Raw genomic sequence first — 17,968 nt, 5'->3', positions numbered from 1 at the left:
CTCATGGGTTTTCATCTGCGCCGTGAGGAAGTGCTGGACGACGATTCGCTCAAGGCCATGCTCGAAGAGCATCCGGCCCGGGCGGCCCAGGCGATTTTATTGGCGGCCGCCCAGGGTGTGCTCGAAGCCCAGGCGCTGCTGGGACAGATCCTGCTGGACGGGCAGGGCATCGAGCAGGACCCGGTGCTGGCTTTACGCTGGTTCCGTATCGCGGCGAACGGCGGCCACCGGATGGCGCGCAATATGCTCGGGCGCTGCCTTGAGCATGGCTGGGGCTGTGCGCCCGACGCCCGGGCGGCGGCGCGGGAATACCGCTTGGCGGCCGCGGCTGGGCTGGACTGGGGTCTGTACAACTATGCCAATCTGCTGGCGACCGGACGCGGGGTCGGCGAGGATCAGGTCGCGGCGCTGGCCTGCTATCGGCGCGCCGCTGAACTGGGGCATGCCAAATCAATGAACCTGCTGGGACGTTATCTGGAGGAAGGACACTGCTGTCCTGTCGACCGGGTGGCGGCCTGCGAGTGGTATCGGCTGTCGGCCGAGGGTGGGGATTTTCGTGGACAGTTCAGCTACGCGGCGGTGCTGGCGGACCTGGGAGAGATCGACCAGGCACTGGGCTGGTTGCGCCAAGCCTTGGCTGGTGGAAACCTGAAGTTCCTGCGGGTCGGCCGCCAGGCCCTGCTGGCGGCACCGCATCCCGGGATCCGCGCGCTGGCGCTGGACTACCACCAGCGAGCGGCATTGCTGGGCGATGAAAGCGGTCATGTGGCGTTGCAGGCGTTGCGGGGCTGACGGCTCAGGCGCCCTGCAGCACGCGCAAGGCCGCCGTGGCCAGGAAGCCCGAACGACTCTTCTGCTCGGGATGATTGCGCACGTAAGCGTCGATGCGGCTCAACAGGTAACCCGGCAAGGTGATATTGAGTTTTTCCGACTTGCCCAGGTACTGGGTGATATCGATGTCCACCAGTGCCCAGATGCAGCCCGCGTAGTCCGGGTTTTTCGCGTGTTGGGTCACGGTGCCGGCCCGGGGGATGGGCGCGTCGTCCTCGGCGAGAATCTCCAGATGCCCTTCGATGGCTTCACGGGCCATGGCCAGGGCGTCGTCCAGGTCCTCGCCCGCCGAGAAGCAGCCCGGAATATCCGGAACCTCTACGCCCCAGGCGTGTTGCTCGTCACCGGGTTGAATCGCAATGGGGAAAAGCATGGTGGTCTCCTGCGTGCAACTGTGCTTGTTTCAGGATGCTGTTGATTGTCTTGGTCAGCAGGTCCTTCTTCGGATGAGGGATAGTCACCAGGCCTGGCTTGTACAGGTGCTTGAAATGGTGGTGACTGCCCTTGATCCTGACCAGATACCAACCGTCCGCTTCGATAAGCCTGATCAGCTGTCGGCTATTCAAGACGACGTTCCTTGTCGATGAGTTTGGTGGTTGCTGTACCCACCAAATCTCACGGAGCAACACTACACCGCTTTGAAAGGTTTTGCAGCATGTGAAACAGAAAAGGCCCGTGAGGGTTCACGGGCCTTTTGAGAACAACCGGCAGTATGACCGGCGCCGCCTTTCAGCGGCGCGGTGTATTACAGATAGTACGATTTCAACGGCGGGAAGCCATTGAATTCCACGGCGCTGTAGCTGGTGGTGTAGGCACCGGTGGACAACCAGTACAGGCGGTCGCCGATGGCCAGGTTCAGGGGCAGGCCGTACTTGTAGTTTTCATACATGATGTCGGCGCTGTCGCAGGTCGGGCCGGCGATGACCACTTCTTCCATCTCGCCTTTCTTCTCGGTCCAGATCGGGAACTTGATGGCTTCGTCCATGGTTTCGATCAGGCCGGAGAACTTGCCCACGTCGGTGTACACCCAGCGCTCGACGGCGGTCCGCGATTTACGCGCGACCAGCACCACTTCGCTGACCAGGATCCCGGCGTTGGCGATCAGCGAACGGCCTGGCTCGAGGATGATTTCCGGCAGGTCGTCGCCGAAGTCTTCCTTGAGGAAGCGGATGATTTCCTCGGCGTAGGTTTCCAGGCTGTTGGTGCGGGTGATGTAGTTGGCCGGGAAGCCACCGCCCATGTTGATCAGCTTGAGATTGATACCGTCTTCTTCCTTCAGGCGCTCGAAGATCACCTTGACCTTGGCGATGGCCGCGTCCCAGACGCTGATGTCGCGCTGTTGCGAACCGACGTGGAAGGACACGCCATAAGGCACCAGGCCCAGGTCACGGGCGAGGATCAGCAGGTCCATGGCCATGTCGGTCTGGCAACCGAATTTGCGCGACAGTGGCCAGTCGGCCGTGGTCGAGCCTTCGGTGAGGATGCGCACGTAGACCTTGGAGCCTGGCGCGGCCTTGGCGATGTTGCGCAGGTCGGCTTCGGAGTCGGTGGAGTACAGGCGCACGCCCTTCTCGTAGAAGTAGCGGATGTCCCTGGATTTCTTGATGGTGTTGCCGTAGCTGATGCGATCCGGGCTGACGCCCTGGTTCAGTACCTTGTCCAGCTCGTAGATCGAGGCAATGTCGAAGCTGGAGCCTTTTTTGTTCAGCAGGTCGATGATCTCGACGGCCGGGTTGGCCTTGACTGCGTAATAGACCTTGGCGAATTCGAAACCGGCGCGCAGGTCATCGTAGGCCTGGCTGATCATCGCGGTGTCGATCACCACGAACGGGGTTTCTTGTTTGTCGGCGAACGCCTTCATTTTGTCAAAAGTGGCGCGCGCGAAATAGTCTTCGACCTGAATCGACATGCTGGGAACTCCTACTGGCAAACTAGATTGATCAATGGGTGCAAATGAACGTCCTCCGTATCCCCACTTTGGTTCGCCTACTTCCCAAGGCATGTCGCCGAAAGCAAAAAGGCCATGGGATCAACCGCTTCCCTTGGCCTTGCTGTCTCGTCGTCAGTACTTGAGCCGGATGGATCGTTTCCAGCATGGACGTTCGGCGCGAACTTTAGGACTTGAGGGGCTTTAGATCAACTAAAAATGTCGCGTTTTTGCACACACCCGTCGCGTAGCCCGGATCAGTCACTGGTTTAACCGACCCGGATGACAGTCTGATGTTCCCGATCTCTGACCGGTGGCGTCAGGCCAGGGCCATTTGCGCGGGGGAGACGATACTGCTCTTGGCCCCGCGAGAACGCCCGGAACTCAAGTAGGCGGCAATCGACTCCTGGGTCACTTCGCCGAGGAACACCCGCTCGGCATCCATCACCGGCAACCACGAACGGTTGAACTCGTACATCCGCGACAACAGGATGCGCAGGTGCTCGTCGTACGCCGCCGTGGCGTTGAACTCGCACAGAAACTGCGCGCAGGTACCGGCCTGACGGTGCAGGTCGCGACGGCGGACATAACCCAGCGCCTTGTTCTCGGCATCGGTGACTACCACATAACGCCGGTCATGTTCGTCCATCAGCTCCAGGGCATCGGTCACCGGGGTCTGCGGGCTCACCGATGGCGCGTTGTCGGCCGCGTCTTCGGCGTTCACCAGCAACAGGCGCTTGAGGGTGCTGTCCTGGCCGACGAAGTTGCTGACAAAGTCATCCGCCGGATGCGCCAGCAAGGTGTCCGGGTGGTCGATCTGGATCAGCTTGCCAGCACGGAAGATGGCGATCTTGTCACCGAGCTTGATGGCTTCGTCGATATCGTGGCTGACCATGATCACGGTTTTTTTCAGGGCCCGCTGCATCTCGAAAAACTCGTTCTGGATCATTTCCCGGTTGATCGGATCGACCGCGCCGAACGGCTCATCCATCAGCAGCAATGGCGCATCCGCCGCCAGGGCGCGGATCACGCCGATCCGCTGTTGCTGGCCACCGGACAACTCGCGTGGGTAGCGGTGCAGGTACTGCTTGGGTTCCAGCTTGATCATGCTCATCAGTTCACGGGCGCGGTCATGGCATTTCTGCTTGTCCCAGCCCAGCAGTTTCGGCACCACCACGATGTTTTCCTCGATGGTCATGTTGGGGAACAGGCCGATCTGCTGGATCACATAACCGATGTTGCGGCGCAGGGTCACGGCGTCCAGGTCGCTGGTGTCTTCGCCATTGATCAGGATCTTGCCCGAGGTGGGCTTGATCAGGCGGTTGATCATCTTCAGCGTGGTGCTCTTGCCGCAACCCGAGGGGCCGAGGAATACGCAGATCTCGCCTTCGTTGACGGTCAGGCTGACCGCGTTGACGGCGGTGATGGTCTTGCCGTTGCTTTGAAAGGTCTTGGTCAGGTTTTGAAGTTCGATCATTTGAGCAGTCCTTTTGGAGTCAGCGTGCGTTGCAGCCATTGCAGAAGCAGGTCGGCGAAGATGGCCAGGAGACTGACCAGTACCGCGCCGACAATCAGCATCGACATGTCGCTGCGGCTGATGGCAGCCAGAATCAGTACCCCCAGGCCGCCGGCGCCAATGGTGGCGGCGATGGTCATGACACCAATGTTCATCACCACGGCGGTGCGCACACCGGCGAGGATCACCGGCACCGCGATGGGCAGTTCGACCCTGCGCAGGCGCTGGCCGAAGGTCATGCCGATACCGCGCGCGGCTTCGCGAATGCCCGGCTCGACACCGGTCAGGGCCAGGTAGGTGTTACGCATGATCGGCAGCAGGGAGTAGAGGAACACCGCGCTGATCGCCGGCAGCGGCCCCAGGCCCTGGCCGAATTTCGAGTAGAACGGCAGCAGCAGGCCGAACAGGGCGATGGACGGTATGGTCAGCAGCACGGTGGCGCTGGCTTGCAGTGGCCCGGCCAGGCTCGGGAAGCGGGTCATCAAGACGCCCAGGGGGACGCCGACGACGATGGCCAGGATCACGGCGATACCCACCAGGGTGATGTGCTGCCAGGTCAGGTGCAGGACCTGTGTCCAATCAAGATGGGAAAAGGCGTTTATAAATTCCATGTCTTCTCCTCAGTCAATGGGGTGTTGGCGCAGGAAGTCGGCGGCCACGGCGGACGGGCTTTGATGCTCGACATCGACCCGCGCATTCAGCTGGCGCATGGTTTCGTTGTCGAACAGCGCCGCCAGTGGCTTGAGATCGGCGGCCAATTGCGGGTGGGCGTCGAGGTAAACCTGGCGCACCACGGGCGCGGCGGTGTAGTCCGGGAAGTAATGTTTGTCGTCTTCCAGCAGCTTCAATTTGAAGGCATTGAGGCGACCGTCGGTGGTGTAGACCAGCCCGGCGAACACCTGGCCGTTGCGCAGTGCCGTATAGACCAGGCCGGCGTCCATCTGCCGGGTGTTCTTGCGGGTCAGGTTCATCTGGTACAGCTTGACCATGCCGGCCATGCCGTCGGAGCGGTTGGCGAACTCGGTATCCAGGGCCACCAGGCGGTTTTCCTGACCGTTTTCGGCCAGGGCCTGGGTCAGGTCGCTGATGCTGTTGATCCGCGGATATGCCTTGGCCACCTGCTCCGGCAGGGACAGGGCGTAGGTGTTGCTGAATTTCGACGGCGACAGCCAGACCAGGCCTTTCTTCGCGTCGAGTTCCTTGACGCGGGCGTAGGACTGTTCGCTGTCGAGTTTCTCATCGACGTGGTTGTAGGCCACCAGCGACACACCGGTGTATTCCCAGATCAGGTCCAGTTGCCCGCTTTCCTGGGCGCTGCGCGCCAGGTTGCTGCCCAGGCCACCGGTCACCTGGGGCGCATAACCCTTGGTGCGCAGGTACTGGGCAGTGATTTCCGCCAGCAGAGTCTGTTCGGTGAAGACCCGGGCGCCGATGCGGATCAAGGGTTTTTCAGCAGCTTGCGCGATTCCCGCGGACAGCAGGACGCAGACCAGTATCACAGTCAGTCTTTTCATATCGATTCCTTTGCCGGGTCTTAAGACGCGTGGACTCCGCGTTCCAGCCAGAGGCGGCTGGCCATGGTCACCAAGCCGTCAAGCAGCAAGGCCAGCAGTGCGGTGCAGGCGGCCCCGAGCAGCAATTGCGGCTGATTGTTCAGAGCGATGCCGGGGAAAATCAGGCTGCCCAGGCTGTTGGCGCCGATCAGGAACGCCAGGGGCGCGGTGCCGACGTTGATCGCCAGGGCCACCCGCACACCACCGATAATGATCGGCACGGCATTGGGCAGCTCCACGCGCAACAGCACCTGGCGCGGGGTCATGCCGATGCCGACGGCGGCTTCTTTCAGGGAACCCTGGACGTTTTTCAGGCCTTCGTAGGTGTTGCGCACGATGGGCAGCAGGGAGGCGAGGAACAGGGCGAAGATCGCCGGGCCGCTGCCGATGCCCAACACGCCGAGGGCGATGGCCAGTACGGCCAGGGGCGGGACGGTGTTGCCGATATTGAAGAGCTGCATGAAGCGTTCCGCGCGCCCGACCATGCTCGGTCGGCTCAGCAGGATACCGGCGGGAATCCCTGCAGTCAGGGCGGCAAGCATGGAGACAAGGACCAGGATCAGATGCGCTTGCAGGTAAAACAACAAATCGTCGCGGTACAGTTCGATCGTGTTGACGCCAATCCAGTGGATCAGCAGGGCCAGGAGAGCGACGACAACCACTCCTCCTATCAGCCCTTTGCCATAGCGAATAGCCACAGGCGGACTCCTTTATTTCAGTCGGCGAGCACATTCCCGAGCGGCAATGCCATTCCTGGCTGTCGGCGAATATGTTCGCGAAATGCAGCTCGTCACTGCCGGCAAAGCGGCAGGCGGTCGAGCCATAAGCGCAGCCTCGTCAGGCTGACTTGCAGGTATTTCAGCCCCTGGTACGACTCAGGTAGCAGGGGAGTGGACGCCTCCACCTTTTAAAAGGTTCCATAGATGGCGGTATTTAGCCACCCTTGAAGCCGCTGCAAACGGGTGAGCGGTGGTCGGTGGGCCTCGGTTTGCGCTATACTCGCCGCCCTTTTTTGACTCACCTGCCAGGCGATTTCCCATGACCCACCAGGCCGCCGAAGTCGCGAAACGCCGCACTTTCGCCATTATTTCCCACCCCGATGCCGGTAAAACCACCATCACCGAGAAGCTGTTGCTGATGGGCAAGGCGATTGCGATTGCCGGTACGGTGAAATCACGCAAATCCGACCGCCATGCCACTTCCGACTGGATGGAAATGGAAAAGCAACGGGGTATCTCGATCACCACGTCGGTCATGCAGTTCCCCTATCGCGATCACATGATCAACCTGCTCGACACCCCGGGCCACGAAGACTTCTCCGAAGACACCTACCGCACCCTGACCGCGGTCGACTCGGCGCTGATGGTCCTCGACGGCGGTAAAGGCGTCGAGCCGCGGACCATCGCCCTGATGGATGTCTGCCGCCTGCGCGACACGCCCATCGTCAGCTTTATCAACAAGCTCGACCGCGATATCCGCGACCCGATCGAACTGCTCGACGAGATCGAAGCGGTCCTGAAAATCAAGGCCGCGCCGATCACCTGGCCGATCGGTTGCTACCGCGACTTCAAGGGCGTGTACCACCTGGCCGACGACTACATCATTGTCTACACGGCGGGTCACGGGCATGAGCGCACCGATGTGAAAATCATCGAGAAGCTCGACTCCGACGAGGCCCGCGCGCACCTGGGCGACGAGTACGAGCGTTTTGTCGACCAGTTGGAGTTGGTGCAGGGCGCCTGCCACGAGTTCAACCGCCAGGAATTCCTCGACGGTCAACTGACCCCGGTGTTCTTCGGCACCGCCCTGGGCAACTTCGGCGTCGACCACGTGCTGGACGCGGTCGTCGATTGGGCACCGATGCCACTGGCCCGTGTCGCCAACGAGCGCACCGTGGAGCCGGTGGAAGAGAAGTTCTCCGGCTTCGTGTTCAAGATCCAGGCGAACATGGACCCCAAGCACCGCGACCGGATCGCTTTCATGCGCATCTGTTCGGGCAAGTACGACAAAGGCATGAAAATGCGCCATGTGCGGACCGGCAAGGATGTGCGCATCGGTGATGCGCTGACCTTCTTCTCCTCCGAACGCGAGCAACTGGAAGAAGCCTACGCCGGCGACATCATCGGCCTGCACAACCATGGCACCATCCAGATCGGTGACACCTTCACCGAGGGTGAGACCCTGGGCTTCACCGGTATCCCGCACTTTGCCCCGGAACTGTTCCGTCGCGTGCGCCTGCGTGACCCGCTCAAGTCCAAGCAACTGCGCCAGGGCTTGCAGCAGTTGGCCGAAGAGGGCGCGACCCAGGTGTTCTTCCCCGAGCGCAGCAACGACATCATTCTCGGTGCCGTCGGTGTGCTGCAGTTCGATGTGGTCGCCAGTCGCTTGAAAGAGGAATACAAGGTCGAGTGCTCGTATGAGCCGATCACCGTGTGGTCCGCGCGCTGGATCGACTGCAGCGACAAGAAGAAGCTCGATGAGCTGCGGGTCAAGGCCGCGGAAAACCTCGCGCTGGACGGCGGCGGTCACCTGACCTACCTGGCGCCGACCCGGGTCAACCTGGCGTTGATGGAAGAGCGCTGGCCGGATGTGAAATTCCGCGCGACGCGCGAGCACCACTAAACTAAGGCGTTGGCCGCAGTAGTACTTGCCACACCCTTGAAAAACCCGCTGCCCAGGCCGCGGGTTTTTTTATGGCGCGGCAAAAGACCGGGGGTTGGCGCGGCGCCAGGAGCCAGCTTGCTGGCGATGGCGTTCGTATGGGCCGCGAAGAGGCCCGGGAGGGCGCTAAAAGGTTTGTGAGTGCAGGAGTGGCGGCATTGAGAAGGGCGGTTGAAAAAGCTTTTATGCTTTTTGACTCTAATTATCATTCGGAATAATTCTATCGCCAGCCAACAGTTTTCATCTGGCCAGTATGGAAAAGTCTGTTCAACGGGTCTAGGTTCAGACAAGTTGCGGTCGGCTTCTTGAAGTCGGCTGGAAGGTATTTGTGACTTATCCACAAGGGACGGAAACGACGATGAAAATTTTTCAACGCGGCGTGCTGTTGATCAAGGTGCTGGTGCTCTTGATGGTGGGGGCTTCAGGTGCCTGGGCCAGCAATGCAGTGTCGGACCACGGGGCGGTTTCTCCTTCGAAATCCGCGGTGCATGCGCTTTATGCCGATGACACCAAGAAAGGCGACGACAGCGATCAGAGCGATCCCGGCGACGATGGTGATAGTGACAGCGATAGCTGAGCCACACCAATGAAAAAGCCCCTTGCGCCAAGCGGATAGCGCGCTTGACGCAAAAGGCTGGATTAACCCCTTTCAGCGCTCTCGCTTACTCAGGAGAGCGCTTTTTTGTCGTCTGTCAGCCGAGAAACTGCTCCGCGTAATGACAGGCCACCTGCCGCGAATCGAGCTGGCGCAAGGCCGGTTCTTCGGTGCTGCAACGCTCGGTGGCGTATGGGCAGCGCTTGTGGAAGGCGCAGCCGGACGGTGGGTTGAGCGGGTTGGGCAACTCGCCGGCGATCTTGATCTTCGGCTTCAACGGGTCCGGGTGGATCGCCGGTGTCGCCGAGAGCAGCGCCTGGGTGTACGGGTGCAGGGGGCGGGCATAGATGTCCTCCTTCGGGCCCATCTCCACCGGTCGGCCGAGGTACATCACCAGTACCTGGTCGGCGACATGACGAACCACCGCCAGGTTGTGGGAGATGAACACGTAGGCGGTATTGAACTGCTGCTGCAGATCCATGAACAGGTTCAGCACCTGTGCCTGGATCGACACGTCCAGCGCCGAGGTCGGTTCGTCCGCCACCAGCACTTTCGGTTGCAGCATCATCGCCCGCGCCAGGGCGATGCGCTGGCGCTGGCCGCCGGAGAACATATGCGGGTAGCGATGATAGTGCTCGGGGCGCAAGCCGACCTGCTTCATCATCGCCTGGACCTTGTCCCGACGTTCGGCGGCGGACAGCTTGGTATTGATCAGCAGCGGCTCGCCCAACTGGTCGCCGATCTTCTGCCGTGGGTTGAGCGATGCATAGGGGCTCTGGAACACCATCTGCACATCTTTACGCAGTTGCTTGCGCTGGGCCTTGTCGGCCCCGGCGACTTCCTGTCCGGCGATTTTCAGCGAGCCGGACGACGGCTCCTCGATCAGCGTCAGGGCCCGGGCCAGGGTAGATTTACCGCAACCCGATTCGCCGACCACGGCGAGGGTCTTGCCGGCTTCCAGTTCGAACGACACGCCATTGAGCGCGCGCACCAGCGCATGGCCCTTGAACAGGCCACGGGAGACTTCGTAGTGACGGGTGAGGTCGCGGGCGGTGAGAACGACGGCCATTACGCCACCTCCTGGTTCAGCGGGAAGAAGCAACGGGCAAGGCTGTTGGCTTTCGGGTCGAGGGTCGGACGCTGCTGCCGGCAGCTTTCCTGCACGTAGGGACAGCGCGGCGACAGCAGGCAGCCCAGCGGTCGGTCGTAGCGGCCGGGCACGATGCCCGGCAGGGTCGACAGGCGCTCGGCGCCCAGGCTGTGCTCCGGAATCGCCTTGAGCAGCGCCTCGCTGTACGGATGCGCCGGGACATCGAACAGCCCCGGCACCTGGCCGACTTCCACGGCTTGCCCCGCGTACATCACGCAGACCCGCTGGGCGGTTTCGGCGACGACCGCGAGGTCATGGGTGATCAGCACCAGGCCCATGTTCTGTTCCTGTTGCAGGTTGAGCAGCAGGTCCATGATTTGCGCCTGGATGGTCACGTCCAGGGCGGTGGTCGGTTCGTCGGCGATCAGCAGCTTGGGCTCGCCGGCAATCGCCATGGCGATCGCGACGCGCTGGCTCATGCCGCCGGACAGTTGGTGCGGGTAGGCGTCCATGCGGCTGGCGGCGCCGGGGATCTCGACTTTTTCCAACAGCTCGATGGCGCGCTTGCGCGCGGCCTTGCTGGACATCTTCAGGTGCAGGCGCAGCACTTCCTCGATCTGGAAACCCACGGTATAGCTGGGGTTCAGCGCGGTCATCGGGTCCTGGAAAACCATTGCCAGGTCCTTGCCGACCACTTGCCGACGTTGGCGGGCGCTGAGCTTGAGCATGTCCTTGCCGTCGAAGCGCAGGGCGTCGGCGGTGACGATGCCGGGGTGCTCGATCAGGCCCATCAGCGCCATCATGGTCACCGATTTACCCGAGCCGGACTCGCCAACAATGGCCAGGACTTCGCCCTTGTCCACGCTGATGTCGAGGCCGTCGACCACCGGGACGGCGGTCTGGTCGCCGAAGCGAACGTTGAGATTCTTGATTTCTAGCAGTGACATGGGAATCTCCTCAGGCGGCGTTCTTGAGTTTCGGGTCCAGCGCATCGCGCAGGCCGTCGCCCATCAGGTTGATTGCCAGCACGCTGAGCAAAATGGTCAGGCCGGGCAGGCTGACCACCCACCAGGCGCGTTCGATATAGTCACGAGCCGAGGCCAGCATGGTGCCCCACTCTGGAGTCGGCGGCTGCACACCCAAACCGAGGAAGCCGAGGGCGGCGGCATCGAGGATTGCCGAGGAGAAACTCAGGGTAGCCTGGACGATCAGCGGCGCCATGCAATTGGGCAGCACGGTGATGAACATCAGGCGCGGCAGACCGGCACCGGCCAGGCGCGCGGCGGTCACGTAGTCACGGTTCAGTTCACCCATCACCGCGGCACGGGTCAGGCGCACATAGGACGGCAGCGAGACGATGGCGATGGCGATCACGGTATTGATCAGGCCAGGGCCGAGGATGGCGACAATCGCCACCGCCAGCAGCAGCGAGGGCAGGGCCAGCATGATGTCCATCAGGCGCATGATGGTCGGCCCGAGGACGCGCGGGAAGAAACCGGCCAGCAGCCCCATGAGGATACCCGGGATCAGCGACATCACCACCGAGGACAAGCCGATCAGCAGCGACAGACGCGAACCGTGGATCAGCCGCGAGAGCAGGTCGCGACCCAGTTCGTCGGTGCCCAGCAGGTATTGGATCTGGCCGCCTTCAAGCCATGAGGGCGGGGTGAGCAGGGCGTCGCGGAACTGTTCGCTCGGGTCGTGCGGGGCGACCCAGGGCGCGAAGATCGCGCAGAACACCACCAGCGACATGAACAGCAGGCCGACGACGGCGCCCTTGTTCTTGGCGAAGTGCTGCCAGAATTCCTTGTACGGCGAGGGATAGAGCAGGCTTTGATCGACAACGGTCGAGGCGATAGTAGTACTCATGATCTTGATCTCAGCGCTGATGACGGATGCGTGGATTGACAAGGCCGTAGAGGATGTCCACGACGAAATTGACCACAATCACCAGGCAGGCGATTAACAGGATGCCGTTCTGCACGACCGGATAGTCCCGGGCGCCGATGGCTTCGATCAGCCATTTGCCGATACCGGGCCAGGAAAAAATGGTTTCGGTGAGCACGGCACCGGCCAACAGGGTGCCGACTTGCAGGCCGACCACGGTCAGTACCGGGATCAAGGCGTTGCGCAGGCCATGCACGAACACCACGCGGGCCGGCGACAGGCCCTTGGCCCGGGCGGTGCGGATGTAGTCTTCACGTAGCACTTCGAGCATCGAGGAACGGGTCATCCGGGCGATCACCGCCAGGGGGATGGTGCCCAGCACGATGGCCGGCAGGATCATGTGGTGCAGCGCATCCCAGAAGGCTTCGGGTTGATCGCTGAGCAGGGTGTCGATGAGCATGAAGCCGGTTTTCGGCTCGATGTCATAGAGCAGGTCGATGCGTCCGGACACCGGGGTCCAGCCCAGGCTCACGGAGAAGAACATGATGAGGATCAGGCCCCACCAGAAGATCGGCATTGAATAACCGGCCAGGGAGATCCCCATCACCCCATGGTCGAACAGCGATCCGCGCTTGAGGGCGGCGATCACCCCGGCGAGCAGTCCGAGGACGCCGGCGAACAGCAGGGCGGCCATGGACAGTTCCAGGGTGGCCGGGAACAGCGTGGTGAACTCACTCCACACGCTGGTGCGGGTGCGCAGGGACTCGCCGAGGTCGCCGTGGGCGAGCTTGCCGACATAGTCGATGTATTGGGCATAAAGCGGCTTGTTAAGACCGAGGCGTTCCATCGCCTGGGCGTGCATTTCCGGGTCGACCCGGCGCTCGCCCATCATGACTTCCACGGGGTCGCCCGGGATCATGCGAATCAACGCGAAAGTCAGTAGCGTGATGCCGAAGAACGTGGGGATCAACAACCCCAGTCGGCGGGCAATAAAACTAAACATCGTGTGGTGTACCTCATCAGCCGGTTAGGCGTGCTCGTCAGTACCCGGGTAGGGGACCGACGAGCGTTGGTGGTTCTACTTCACCTGGGTGGTGGCGAAGTTATTCAGGGAGAGCGGGCTCATGTGGTAGCCCTCTACGTTCTTGCGCATGGCGGTAAACATCTTGGGATGGGCGTGGTCCACCCACAGGACCTGCTCATGCAGGATCGCCAGGGCCTGTTCGTAGAGCGCGGCACGTTCGGCCGGTAGCGTCTTGGCGCGAGCCTGGTCGATCAGCGCCTGGAACTGCGGGTTGCACCAGCGACTGTAGTTTTCGCCGTTTTTCGCTGCTTCGCAACTCAATAGCGGGCTAAGGAAATTATCCGGGTCGCCGTTGTCGCCGCTCCAGCCGGCGGACACCATGTCGTGCTCGCCTTTTTTCGCGCGCTTGAGCATTTCCGCCCACTCCATGACGCGGATATCGAGCTTGATTCCGACCTTGGCCAGGTCGGCCTGCATCAGTTGGGCGCCGAGTTGCGGGTTCGGGTTGGTCGGGCCGCCGCCGTTGCGAGTATAGAGGGTGAAGACCGTGCCTTCGGGAACACCGGCTGCCTTGAGCAGGGCGCGGGCCTTGTCCAGGTTCTGGGCCGGGTTCTTCAGCTGGGTATTGTAGCCGAGCAAGGTGGACGGGTAGGGATTGACCGCCGGGATGGCATTGCCCTTGCCATACAGGGTGTCGACGTAGTTCTGCTTGTCGAGGGCCAGCTCGATGGCCTGGCGCACCCGCACATCGCTCAGGTACTTGTGTTCGGTGTTGATCGCCACATAGCCGGTGGCGAGGGCGGCCATCTCATCGATCTTCAGGTTTGGATCGGCCTTGATGTTCGGCACATCGTCGGGTTTCGGGTACAGGGCAACCTGGCACTCGTTGGCCTTGAGCTTCTGCAGGCGGGTGTTGTTGTCGATGGTGATGGCCAGCACCAGGGTGTCCGCCGGCGGCTTGCCACGGAAATACTCCGGATTGGCCTTGAAGCGGACCTGGGCGTCCTTGGCATAGCGCTGGAAGATGAACGGGCCGGTGCCGACGGGTTTGCTGTTGAGGTCATCGAGCTTGCCGGCCTTGAGCAACTGATCGGCGTATTCGGCGGAGTGGATCGAGGTGAAGGCCATGCCCAGGTCGGGCAGGAAGGGCGCTTCGGGGTGATTGAGGGTGAAGCGCACGGTCATTGCGCCGACCTTCTCGACGCTTTTGAGCAGGTTCTGGAAGTCCATGCTCTCGAAATAGGGGAAGCCGACAGTGGACGCCTTGTGCCATGGGTGGTTGGGGTCCAGTTGGCGCTGGAAGCTCCAGACCACGTCATCGGCGTTCAGTTCGCGGGTCGGTTTGAAGTAGTCGGTGGTGTGGAACTTGACGCCCTTTCTCAGGTGAAAGGTGTATTGCAGGCCGTCGGGGCTGATTTCCCAGCTTTCGGCCAGGGCCGGCTGGATTTCGGTGGTGCCGGGCTTGAAGTCCACCAGGCGGTTGAACATGGTTTCGGCCGCGGCGTCGGCGGTGACGGCGGTGGTGTAGAGCACCGGGTCGAAACCTTCCGGGCTGGCTTCGGTACAGACCACCAAGGGCTTGGCCGAAACGCCGATAGCCACGCTGAACACGGCTGCCGCGATGGCGGCGCGCAGGAGATGCTTCTTCATGTAAACCCTCCGTAATCAATGAGCCAGATTAGTCGCTGGGGCCGATTCGTCGAATCAGCCCCAGGGCAGTCAGGTGTTAGAGAATGTTGAATGGGATGGTGGTGACCAGGCGGAATTCGTTGATGTTGCCATCGCCCTGGTTCGCGCTGGCGCGGTGAGTGGTGTAGGTCGCACGAATGGAGGTGGCTTTCAGCGGACCACTCTGTATGGCATAGGAGGTACCGATGCCATATTCGTAGTGGTGCTCGCCGTTGAGGTTTTTCACGTCGTAGGCGGTGCCGGTGTAATGGGTACCGTCGATGCCCCAGCCACGGGCCTGATAGATGTTGAATTTCAGACCAGGAATACCGTATTCGGCCATGTTCAGGCCGTAGGCGATCTGGAAGGATTTTTCGTTCGGGCCGTTGAAGTCCGAGAGCAGGGAGTTGGCCAGGTAGATGCCGTTGGTTTCGTGCAGGTAGTCGAAGTACTCGTTACCGTCGATTTGCTGGTAGGAGAAGGTCAGGCTATGAGCCTGGTGGGTCAGGCCGAACGACAGCGAGTAGGCGTCGTTGTCGATTTCGCCCATCTTCTTTTTGCCGGTGTCGAGGGTCTTGTAGTAGTTCAGGCCGGTGGTCAGCCCCAGCACCGAGGTGTCGCCCAATTCGTGGGTGGCGCCAAAGTAGTACTGGTTCCAGAAGTCCTCGACGTTGGCCATGTACAGGCTGGTCTTCAGGCTTTTGAACGGCTGATAGTTCAGGCCGAAGGTATTGACGTGATCGGTCTCGGCACCGTTGTTGGTGTACTCGCTGCGGAACCTGGACAGGCTCTCCTCGGTTCGTGGCGATACACGGTCGAAAGTGGCGGCATCAAAGGACAGGTTGTTGAATTCTTCACTATGAAGGCTCACACCCTCGAAGCTGGAGGGCAGGGGGCGGTTGCCGATGACATCGACGATCGGCGTGCTGAAGTTCTGGCGGCCAGCGGTCAGGGTGGTGTTCGACACGCGGAACTTGACGTTGGCCAGGCCGAGTTTGCTCCACTGGTCGACGGCATCACCATTGCGGTTGGCCAGGGTACGATTCCCGCCTCCGGCGATGTCTTGACGGCTTCGATCCAGTGCGATGGCGTTGTAAAGCGCGACTTCAGTGCTGACGCCTACCGTGCCCTGGGTAAAGCCCGAGTTGTAGTCGAGGATGGTCGCCTGGACCCAGTTGATACGGCGCGGAGTGGGGGTTGCCACGCCGTGTTTGTCGTAACTGAACCGGTCGCTACGGCGTTTCAACTCGTTGGCGTACCAGTTGCGAGTGGTACCGCCCAGGCTCTGGCCGTCGATGAACCCCTTGGCTTCGTTCTGGGCATTGGTCGAGTTCAAGCCTGTCGGCACGAAGTCCTGACTCTGTGTTTCCGCATGGGCCATCACGCTGGCGCTACTGATGGCTAAGGCTAACAACGCTTTTTGAGAGAGTTTCAAGGCTAAAGCTCCTTATCTTCTTTTTTTAATATTGGCCTTTTGGGCCGATTCGGTCCGGATTGGATTTCGGACATTTATTGTTACGCAATCGTTTGCTTGGCAGAATTTTGCCGAATTTCGGCTGCAAGTTGCTCCAGGGCGAAATTCGCCCCAGTGGCGCGGATCACGGTTTTATTGTTCGATACTGACGCCCGAGAACACGTTGCGACCGAAGGGACTGACCTTGAAACCTTCGACTTTGGTGCTTAACGGCTGGCTGACCGTCGAATGGGCGATGGGGGTAATGGGCACCTGTTGCTTGAGCAACTGCTGGGCCTGTTGGTAGAGAGCGGTGCGTTGCGCATGGTCGGTGACGATCTTGGCTTGCTTGATCAGCTTGTCGTATTGCGGGTTGCACCACATGGAGTAGTTGTTGCCACCAATCGCATCGCAGCCGTAGAGGGTACCGAGCCAGTTGTCCGGATCGCCGTTGTCGCCGGTCCAGCCGATCAGGTTGATGTCATGCTCGCCGTTCTTGGTGCGCTTGATGTACTCGCCCCATTCATAGCTGACGATCTTCACTTTCAGGCCGATCTTCGCCCAGTCGGCCTGGAGCATTTCGGCCATCAACTTGGCGTTGGGGTTGTACGGGCGTTGCACGGGCATGGCCCAGAGGGTGATCTCGGTGCCTTCCTTGACGCCAGCGGCCTTGAGCAGTTGCCGGGCCTTTTCCGGGTCGTAGGGGGCATCCTTGATGCTGCTGTCGTAGGACCACTGGCTCGGCGGCATGGCGTTGACCGCCAGCTGTCCCGCGCCCTGGTAGACCGCATTGAGAATGCTGGGTTTGTTCACCGCCATGTCCAACGCCTGGCGGACCTGGAGCTGGTCGAAGGGTTTGTGCTGCACGTTGTAGGCGATATAGCCCAGGTTGAAGCCGGGTTGCTGGATGATCTGCAGCTTGGGGTCCTTCTTCAAACCCTCGACGTCGGCGGGGCGCGGGTGCAGGGTGATCTGGCACTCGCCTTTCTTGAGCTTCTGCGCGCGCACCGACGGGTCGGTGGTGATGGCGAAAATCAGGTTGTCGACCTTGACGTCCTCGGGCTTCCAGTAGTCCTTGAAGCCGGTGTAGCGGATGTTCGAGTCTTTCTGGTAGCTCTTGAAGACGAATGGGCCGGTACCGATCGGCTTCTGGTTGATGTCGCTGGCCTTGCCTTCCTTGAGCAGCTTGTCGGCGTACTCGGCGGACTGGATGGACGCGAAGCTCATCGCCAAGTCCTGGATGAACGCGGCATCCACGGTCTTCAGGGTGAACTTGACGGTCTTGTCGTCGAGTTTCTCCACCTTGGTGATGTTGGTATCCATGCCCATGTCGGTGAAGTAGGGGAATTCGGTCGGGTAGGCCTTGCGGAACGGCATGTCCTTGTCGAGCATGCGGTTGAAGGTGAACAGCACGTCGTCGGCGTTGAAATTGCGCGTCGGTTTGAAGTAGTCGGTGGTATGGAACTTGACACCCTCACGCAGGTGGAAGGTGTAGGTCAGGCCGTCGGGGGAAACCTCCCAGCTGGTCGCCAGGCCAGGAACCACGGCGGTGCCGCCACGTTCGAACTGGCTGAGGCGGTTGAACACGGTTTCCGCGGAGGCGTCGAAGTCGGTTCCGGTGGTGTACAGGCCTGGATCGAAACCAGCCGGGCTCCCTTCGGAGCAGAACACCAGGTTAGTCGCGGCAACGGCGAACGGTGCGCTGGCCAGGAGGCCTGCGCCGACTAAAAACGGAATGACTGCTTTTTTAAGCATGGTGGCCT

The 17,968-nt window shown here is 61.1% G+C and carries 17 protein-coding genes; 3 read left to right on the top strand and 14 right to left on the bottom strand.

Annotated elements, in window-relative coordinates:
• Positions 1-3 precede the first annotated feature (3 nt).
• Positions 4-792: a tetratricopeptide repeat protein gene (locus PFEN_RS07045; RefSeq protein ID WP_191486185.1), complete on the top strand. Its 789-nt coding sequence runs from the start codon at positions 4-6 to the stop codon at positions 790-792.
• A gap of 4 nt (positions 793-796) precedes the next feature.
• Here the strand turns inward: PFEN_RS07045 and PFEN_RS07040 are convergent, their stop codons facing one another.
• The 7 genes from PFEN_RS07040 to PFEN_RS07010 all read right to left on the bottom strand — a co-directional run bounded on the left by PFEN_RS07040 (position 797) and on the right by PFEN_RS07010 (position 6,525).
• Positions 797-1,204 (bottom strand): type II toxin-antitoxin system HicB family antitoxin, encoded by a 408-nt coding sequence (locus PFEN_RS07040; protein WP_121134797.1) that lies wholly within the window; start codon positions 1,202-1,204, stop codon positions 797-799.
• Positions 1,173-1,397 (bottom strand): type II toxin-antitoxin system HicA family toxin, encoded by a 225-nt coding sequence (locus tag PFEN_RS07035; protein ID WP_191486184.1) that lies wholly within the window; start codon positions 1,395-1,397, stop codon positions 1,173-1,175. The genes PFEN_RS07040 and PFEN_RS07035 overlap by 32 nt, the downstream gene beginning before the upstream one ends.
• Positions 1,398-1,576: 179 nt before the next feature.
• Entirely contained in the window at positions 1,577-2,740 is a 1,164-nt protein-coding gene (locus PFEN_RS07030; RefSeq protein WP_191486183.1) for a type III PLP-dependent enzyme, read from the bottom strand.
• Between the two features lie 337 nt (positions 2,741-3,077).
• A complete protein-coding gene (locus tag PFEN_RS07025; RefSeq protein ID WP_191486182.1) occupies positions 3,078-4,235 on the bottom strand; it encodes a betaine/proline/choline family ABC transporter ATP-binding protein in 1,158 nt (385 codons plus the stop codon).
• The gene (locus PFEN_RS07020) at positions 4,232-4,885 is read right to left on the bottom strand and encodes an ABC transporter permease (RefSeq protein ID WP_191486181.1); all 654 of its coding nucleotides are present in this window, start codon (positions 4,883-4,885) and stop codon (positions 4,232-4,234) included. Before PFEN_RS07020 ends, PFEN_RS07025 begins: the two co-directional genes overlap by 4 nt.
• A 9-nt stretch (positions 4,886-4,894) precedes the next feature.
• Positions 4,895-5,788 (bottom strand): glycine betaine ABC transporter substrate-binding protein, encoded by an 894-nt coding sequence (locus PFEN_RS07015; RefSeq protein ID WP_191486180.1) that lies wholly within the window; start codon positions 5,786-5,788, stop codon positions 4,895-4,897.
• 20 nt (positions 5,789-5,808) lie between these two features.
• Positions 5,809-6,525 (bottom strand): ABC transporter permease, encoded by a 717-nt coding sequence (locus PFEN_RS07010; RefSeq protein ID WP_191486179.1) that lies wholly within the window; start codon positions 6,523-6,525, stop codon positions 5,809-5,811.
• 340 nt (positions 6,526-6,865) lie between these two features.
• Here PFEN_RS07010 and PFEN_RS07005 point away from each other — a divergent pair, with 340 nt between their 5' ends.
• Positions 6,866-8,449: a peptide chain release factor 3 gene (locus tag PFEN_RS07005; RefSeq protein ID WP_191486178.1), complete on the top strand. Its 1,584-nt coding sequence runs from the start codon at positions 6,866-6,868 to the stop codon at positions 8,447-8,449.
• 367 nt (positions 8,450-8,816) lie between these two features.
• Entirely contained in the window at positions 8,817-9,065 is a 249-nt protein-coding gene (locus PFEN_RS07000; RefSeq protein ID WP_412071399.1) for a hypothetical protein, read from the top strand.
• A gap of 115 nt (positions 9,066-9,180) precedes the next feature.
• On the opposite strand, the gene PFEN_RS06995 is transcribed toward PFEN_RS07000, so the two are convergent.
• The 7 genes from PFEN_RS06995 to PFEN_RS06965 all read right to left on the bottom strand — a co-directional run bounded on the left by PFEN_RS06995 (position 9,181) and on the right by PFEN_RS06965 (position 17,960).
• Positions 9,181-10,152 (bottom strand): peptide ABC transporter ATP-binding protein, encoded by a 972-nt coding sequence (locus tag PFEN_RS06995; RefSeq protein WP_191486177.1) that lies wholly within the window; start codon positions 10,150-10,152, stop codon positions 9,181-9,183.
• Positions 10,152-11,120, bottom strand: a complete 969-nt coding sequence (locus PFEN_RS06990; RefSeq protein ID WP_191486176.1) for an ABC transporter ATP-binding protein — start codon at positions 11,118-11,120, stop codon at positions 10,152-10,154. The genes PFEN_RS06995 and PFEN_RS06990 overlap by 1 nt, the downstream gene beginning before the upstream one ends.
• Before the next feature lie 10 nt (positions 11,121-11,130).
• The gene (locus tag PFEN_RS06985) at positions 11,131-12,042 is read right to left on the bottom strand and encodes an ABC transporter permease subunit (RefSeq protein WP_191486175.1); all 912 of its coding nucleotides are present in this window, start codon (positions 12,040-12,042) and stop codon (positions 11,131-11,133) included.
• A gap of 10 nt (positions 12,043-12,052) precedes the next feature.
• Positions 12,053-13,063 (bottom strand): ABC transporter permease subunit, encoded by a 1,011-nt coding sequence (locus PFEN_RS06980; RefSeq protein ID WP_191486174.1) that lies wholly within the window; start codon positions 13,061-13,063, stop codon positions 12,053-12,055.
• A gap of 75 nt (positions 13,064-13,138) precedes the next feature.
• Positions 13,139-14,734: an ABC transporter substrate-binding protein gene (locus tag PFEN_RS06975; protein ID WP_191486173.1), complete on the bottom strand. Its 1,596-nt coding sequence runs from the start codon at positions 14,732-14,734 to the stop codon at positions 13,139-13,141.
• A gap of 76 nt (positions 14,735-14,810) precedes the next feature.
• Positions 14,811-16,187: an OprD family porin gene (locus PFEN_RS06970; RefSeq protein WP_191486172.1), complete on the bottom strand. Its 1,377-nt coding sequence runs from the start codon at positions 16,185-16,187 to the stop codon at positions 14,811-14,813.
• Positions 16,188-16,358: 171 nt separating this feature from the next.
• The gene (locus PFEN_RS06965; protein ID WP_191486171.1) at positions 16,359-17,960 is read right to left on the bottom strand and encodes an ABC transporter substrate-binding protein; all 1,602 of its coding nucleotides are present in this window, start codon (positions 17,958-17,960) and stop codon (positions 16,359-16,361) included.
• Between the last annotated feature and the right edge of the window lie 8 nt (positions 17,961-17,968).

This window comes from Pseudomonas sp. FEN (assembly GCF_904067045.1).
Taxonomy (GTDB): domain Bacteria; phylum Pseudomonadota; class Gammaproteobacteria; order Pseudomonadales; family Pseudomonadaceae; genus Aquipseudomonas.
The sequence above is the reverse complement of the archived record's forward strand: the minus strand, read 5'-3'. Positions and strand labels throughout refer to the sequence as shown.